The 5,743-nt window shown below is 72.7% G+C and carries 3 protein-coding genes and 1 pseudogene; 2 read left to right on the plus strand and 2 right to left on the minus strand.

From position 1 onward, the window contains the following. Positions 1-160: 160 nt before the first annotated feature. A pseudogene (locus H9L41_RS25965) lies at positions 161-1,842 on the minus strand (MFS transporter). On the opposite strand from H9L41_RS25965, the gene H9L41_RS00675 reads away from it, so the two are divergent. Then, positions 1,739-2,632 (plus strand): LysR family transcriptional regulator, encoded by an 894-nt coding sequence (locus H9L41_RS00675; protein WP_028447173.1) that lies wholly within the window; start codon positions 1,739-1,741, stop codon positions 2,630-2,632. The pseudogene H9L41_RS25965 and the gene H9L41_RS00675 overlap by 104 nt on opposite strands. Before the next feature lie 31 nt (positions 2,633-2,663). Here the strand turns inward: H9L41_RS00675 and H9L41_RS00680 are convergent, their stop codons facing one another. Next, complete coding sequence (locus tag H9L41_RS00680; protein WP_028447172.1) at positions 2,664-3,380, minus strand: MgtC/SapB family protein; 717 nt, start codon at positions 3,378-3,380, stop codon at positions 2,664-2,666. Between the two features lie 481 nt (positions 3,381-3,861). On the opposite strand from H9L41_RS00680, the gene H9L41_RS00685 reads away from it, so the two are divergent. Then, the gene (locus tag H9L41_RS00685) at positions 3,862-5,586 is read left to right on the plus strand and encodes a ShlB/FhaC/HecB family hemolysin secretion/activation protein (RefSeq protein ID WP_084300497.1); all 1,725 of its coding nucleotides are present in this window, start codon (positions 3,862-3,864) and stop codon (positions 5,584-5,586) included. Positions 5,587-5,743 lie beyond the last annotated feature (157 nt).

Raw genomic sequence — 5,743 nt, forward strand, 5'->3', positions numbered from 1 at the left:
GCGACGGCCCGCCGATCGAGGGTCCGGTGGGCCGTCACGGTTTCCGGGCGGATATTTCCGGCCGCGGAATCGCTGTGTTCGCCTGCCTGATGGCTCTAGGCGCGGTCATCGGCCTGCTTGCGTTGCGTCGGACGACGAGCGGAACCCGGCCCGACCTGCGTCAGGAGGCGCTCGAACCGCGTGCCGCGCGACGGCGGCTGACGGCCGCGATCGCCAGTGCGGCGAGCACCAGCAGCGCCGCGACCGCGAAGGTGGTCCGGGTCGCCGCGGCGACGGCCGCCGGGCCGGCGGTGCCGACGTCGGCCGCCGCCGTCGCCAGCGCGAACACCGCGCCCATGGCCGATGCGCCGGTGAACAGGCCGAGGTTGCGCGACAGGTTGAGCAGGCCGGACACGCCGCCGCGCTGGTCCGGCCGCACTTCCTTCATGACCGCCGTGTTGTTGGCCGCCTGGAACAGCGCATAGCCGGCGGTGAGGACGACCAGCGGCGCCACGTAGCCCGGCACGCCGGCGCCGAGCGGCATGGCCGCGAGCAGGATGCTGCCGGTCGCCATGCCGGCCAGCCCGAGCCCGATCATGCGGACGGGGCCGAAGCGGTCGACCAGGCGGCCGGCCGGGGCGCCGGTCAGCGCCGAGACGGCCGGGCCGGCCGACATGGCGAGGCCGGCCAGCGCCGCGTTCAGCCCGAGCGCGTGCGCGAGGTGAAACGGTCCGACCACCAGCGTGGTCATCATCACCGTCATCACCAGCCCGCTCGTCAGGAGGCCGGCGCTCAGCACCGGATCGCGGAACGCGGCGAGCCGGATCAGCGGGCTGGCCGCCTTCGCCTCGGCCAGCACGAACAGGCCGGCGCCCAGCCCGGCCGCCGCCAGGAGGCCCAGGTTCAGCGGGCCGAAACGGCCGCGGCCCAGCGTCGTCGCCAGCGCGTAGGCGGCGAGCGTCGCGGCCAGCAGCAGCGTGCCGACCTTGTCGAAGCGCTGCGCGCCCTGGGCCGCCGCCGGCCGGTCCGCCGGCAGGTAGCGCCGGGCCAGCAGCAGCGCCAGCAGGCCCAGCGGCACATTGGCCAGGAACAGCGCGGGCCAGCCGAAGGCGGAGAGCAGCAGGCCGCCGAGCGAGGGCCGAGCGCGGTGCCGACCGCCGACATGGTGCCCAGCAGCCCCATGGCGCTGCCGGTCCGTTCCTTCGGCACCGCCTCGCCCACCATGGCCATGGTCAGCGCCATCATGGCGGCCGCGCCGAGGCCTTGCGCCGCCCGCGCCGCGATCAGCGTCCCGAGCGAGGGGGCGGCGCCGCAGGCGAGCGAGGCCAGCGTGAACAGGCCGAGCCCGCCCAGCAGCACCCGGCGCCGGCCGGCCAGGTCGCCGAGCCGGCCGGCGCTGACGATCAGCGCGGTGACGGCGAGCAGGTAGGCGAGCACCACCCACTGCACGTCCTGGAACGGCGCGGCGAAGGCCTGCGCCAGGGCGGGCAGGCCGACGTTGGCGATGCTGGTGCCGAGCGAGGCCAGCAGCGTGGCCAGCGCCAGGCTGGCGAGCGCGCCGCGTGCCGGCGGCCGCTCCGCCCGGGTGATGTCCTGATTGCTTGTTGCGAGCGTGGTTTGCATGGTTGCCTCGTCGATGCCGATGAGCGGCGTGGGATAAGCCTGGAGGCTAGTCCGCCGACCGGCATGGCGGAAGGCGCACCATTTGCACTTCATCCATGCGTTTGACGCCATATGTGAACCGTGCCACGGTGCGGCCATGTCCACGCCCGATTTCAACCTCTTGGTCACCCTCGACGTCCTGCTGGCGGAGGGCAGCGTCGCGCGGGCGGCGCGGCGGCTGCGGCTGAGCCCGTCGGCCATGAGCCGCGCGTTGGCGCGGCTGCGCGAGACCACCGGCGATCCGCTGCTGGTCCGGGCCGGCCGCGGCCTGGTGCCGACGCCGCGCGCGCTGGCATTGCGCGAGCAGGTCGGCCGGCTGGTGCAGGAGGCCGAGGCGGTGTTGCGGCCGGCCGGCGGGCTCGCGCTGGGGCAATTGGTGCGCGTGTTCACGCTGCGCAGCCGCGACGGTTTCGTGGAGAACTTCGGCCCGCGCCTGCTCGCCCGCGTGGAGGCCGAGGCGCCGGGCGTGCGGCTGCGCTTCGTGCAGAAGCCGGACAAGGACGGCGCACCGCTGCGCGATGGGGAGATCGATCTGGAAACCGGCGTGGTCGGGCCGGACACCGCGCCGGAGCTGCGCGCCCAGGCCTTGTTCCGCGACCGCTTCATCGGCGTGGTGCGCGCCGGCCATCCGCTCTGCGCGGGCGAGATCACGCCGCAGCGCTATGCGGCGGGCCGGCACGTGGCGGTGTCGCGTCGCGGCCTGGAGAAAGGCGCGATCGACGCGGCGCTGCTGTCGCTCGGGCTGGAACGGCAGGTCGGCACCCTGGTCGCGGAATTCTCGACCGCGCTGGCGCTGGCCCGCGCCTCCGACCTGATCGCCAGCGTGCCCGAGCGGCACAGCGGCAACCTGCGCGACGGCATGCACAGCTTCGCCTTGCCGCTGCCCTTGCCGGAATTCACCGTGTCGCTGCTATGGCATCCGCGCTTCGATGCCGACCTGGCGCACCGCTGGTTGCGCGGCTGCATCCGCGAGGTCTGCGCGGCGCCGTGAGCCGGGCGGCGCCGCGGCGCCGGGCGGGCGCTCACTCCGTGGTGCTGAGATTCCAGAACGCCTGCCGAACATGGTTCTCGCCCGAGAGCTGGGCGACGATGCGCTCCAGCTGCGCCGATTCGACCGAGGTCGACAGCAGCGTGGCCTTGATCTCGACGGCGTCCTCGCCGAACGGCTCGACCTCGAGGTCGCCCACCGGGTAGCTGGCCTCGGCCAGCGCGGTTTCCAGCAGGTCCAGCACCTGCTTCTGCTGATCGCTGCGGACCACCAGGCAGAGCTGGTAGGTCACCTCGCTGGCGCGGTCGTCGATCGGCCGGCGGTTGATCGAGTTGACCAGCGGCCGCAGCAGGGTATTGGAGGCCAGCACGAAGATCGCCGCCAGCAGCGCCTCGGCCACCAGGTCGGCGCCGGCGCAGGCGCCGACGGCGGCCGAGCCCCACAGCGTCGCGGCGGTGTTGAGGCCGCGCACGTTCAGCCCTTCCTTCATGATGGTGCCGGCGCCGAGGAAGCCGACGCCGGACACCACGTAGGCCGCCACCTGGGTCGCGCCGGCCGCGCCGTTGAGGCGGTAGGCCATGTCGACGAAGACCGCGGCGCTGACCGCCACCAGGGTGTTGGTGCGCAGGCCGGCGGTGCGCTGCCGGTACTGGCGCTCGTAGCCGATGATCGAGCCGAGCACGAAGGCGGTGGCGAGGCTGACCAGCGAATCGAGGAAGCTGGCGAGGTCGAAATGCAACAGCGCTTGCATCGGGTGGGCTCCTTGGCGGCATCGGCGCGACCGCTCGCGCCGCCGTCGAGCATATGACAGCCGCACGGCCGATAGGCGATGAACATGCGGTCGGCGCTGAGGGATTCCGTGCCGCCGGGCGGGCTGCGCTACGGCGTCTGGAGTTATCCACAGCCGAGCCGGCGCCGTCGGTCGGCGGCACCGCCAGGTCTGCCAGGGCGAAGCCCTCGAGTTGGCCGGAAATTTGCCGATTCACCATCTAGACTCATGCTGTATTGCCGTCGGTTCCTGCACCAGGCCGGTGCATCGACGGCTCCACGCAACAGCAGGATTGGTCCATGCCGCAGCCCTCCAGCCCGTCCCGAACCGCCATCCCGCTGCCGTTCCGGCAGTCCGCCCGCCCGCTCGTCCGAGGCGGTGCACGGGGCCGATCGCCGGCCCGCTGAACCCCGACATTCCCAGGCGCTTCCCCGCTTCCGTGCTCCAGACCAGAGTGACCACCATGCCTTTCAAAGACGACGTGGCTTCCTGCTTTCCCGTTGCGGCTCCCGCGCGGGCCGTTTCCCTGCGCCGCGCCGGCCTGCTGGCCGCGTTCTGCCTGCTGGCGCCCGGCGCCGCCTTCGCCGCCCTGCCCTCGGTGACCGAGCCGGGCCGCGAAGCGCCGCAGCCGGTGCTGCCGCAGCCGACTCCGCCCGGCCAGCCGATCACGGTGCCCAAGGCCTCGGCCGCGCAAGCGCCGGCCGGGGCCGAGCAGCTGACGTTCACGCTGAACGAGATGGCGATCGAAGGCGCCACCGCCTACGGTCCCGAGCTGCTCCGCCCGCTCTACGCCGACCTGATCGGCAAGCGCATCACGGTGGCCGACGCCTTCAAGGTCGCGGGCGAGATCGAGCTGCGCTACCGCTCGGCCGGCTACGTCACCTCGCGCGTGATCGTGCCCGAGCAGACCATCGACCAGGGCCGCTTCCGCATCGTGGTGGTCGAGGGCTACGTCTCCGACATCGCCTACGACGCCGACATCGGCCCGGCCAAGGCCGCGCTGGCCAAGCTGCTCGAGCCCCTGCGCGGGGTGAAGCCCATCAACGTGGCCGAGATCGAGCGGCGCCTGCTGCTGGCCAACGACCTCGGCGGCCTCGCCGTGCGCGCCTCGCTCGAACCCTCGCCCGACCAGGTCGGCGGCTCGCGCGTGGTGGTGCGCGCCGAGCGCGACGCCATCGACGGCTCGGTCAGCATCGACAACCGCAATACCCGCTATCTCGGCTCGCACCAGCTGTCGGGCAGCCTGGTGTTCAACTCGTTCGGCGAGCGCGCCGACCGCGTCTCGCTGACCGCCAAGGCCTCGACGCCGGCCTATCGCTCGTCGGCCGTCAGCGCCGCCTACGACGCGCTCTTGAGCAGCGACGGCATGACCGGCGGCATCAGCGCTACCCGCGCGCGTTCGCGCCCGGGCCGCGAACTGGCCGCGCTCGACGTGCGCAGCAAGGTGCGCAACCAGACCGCGACGCTGACCTACCCGCTGATCCGCTCGCGCCTGCAGAACCTGCGCCTGGTCGGCGAATTCGAGCACCGCGACGTCGATACCGACATCGGCGGCGACCCGTTCACGCGCGACAAGCTGCGCATCCTGCGCGTCGGCCTGAGCTACGACCGCAGCGACGACTGGAACGGCATCACCGCGCTGCGCGCCACGCTGCACAAGGGCCTGGACGTGATGGGCGCGACCGACCGCGGCGCCGACCTCGCCTCGCGCGAGAACGGCCGCAGCGACTTCGCCAAGCTGACGCTGGACCTGACCCGGGTACAGCAGCTCGGCGAACGCACCAGCCTCCTGGCCACCTTCACCAGCCAGTTCAGCGCCGATTCGCTGCTGGCCAGCGAAGAGATCTCGCTCGGCGGCCCGACCTACGGCCGCGGCTACGACGACGGCGAGATCGCCTCGGACAACGGCATCGCCGGCTCGCTCGAGCTGCGCTACTCGCCCGAGGCGTCCTTCCTGCCCGGCGGCCTGCAGCTCTACACCTTCGTCGATGGCGGCCGCATCCGGGCGCATTCGGGCAGCGCGCCGGTGGTGCGCCGTTCGATCTCGTCCTACGGCGGCGGCCTGCGGGCCAACCTCAGCAGCGTGGTGTTCGCCACGCTGGACCTGGCCAAGCCGATCAGCAGCCCGGTGCAGAGCAGCGGCGACAAGAAGGCCCGCCTGTTCTTCAAATTGACCGCCCAGTACTAGGGCGGCACCCCCGTCGATGCGTCCGCGCTTGCCGGCGCGGCGCATCGGGCGGCCAGTTCGACCCCGCGGCGCCACCTCGCAGGCGCTGCGGACGTTTCGCCAGTCACGTCACGGCATGAGCCGCAAACCACCCGTTGAGCCAAAGGAGCAGGGGATC

The sequence above is a fragment of the Chitinimonas koreensis genome (genome assembly GCF_014353015.1).
GTDB lineage: Bacteria > Pseudomonadota > Gammaproteobacteria > Burkholderiales > Chitinimonadaceae > Chitinimonas > Chitinimonas koreensis.

Bases quoted from the DNA above. Each gene is read 5' to 3' on its own strand.
- H9L41_RS00675 (WP_028447173.1), top strand. From the start codon at position 1,739: ATGTCCACGCCCGATTTCAACCTCTTGGTCACCCTCGACGTCCTGCTG.
- H9L41_RS00680 (WP_028447172.1), bottom strand. From the start codon at position 3,380: ATGCAAGCGCTGTTGCATTTCGACCTCGCCAGCTTCCTCGATTCGCTG.
- H9L41_RS00685 (WP_084300497.1), top strand. From the start codon at position 3,862: ATGCCTTTCAAAGACGACGTGGCTTCCTGCTTTCCCGTTGCGGCTCCC.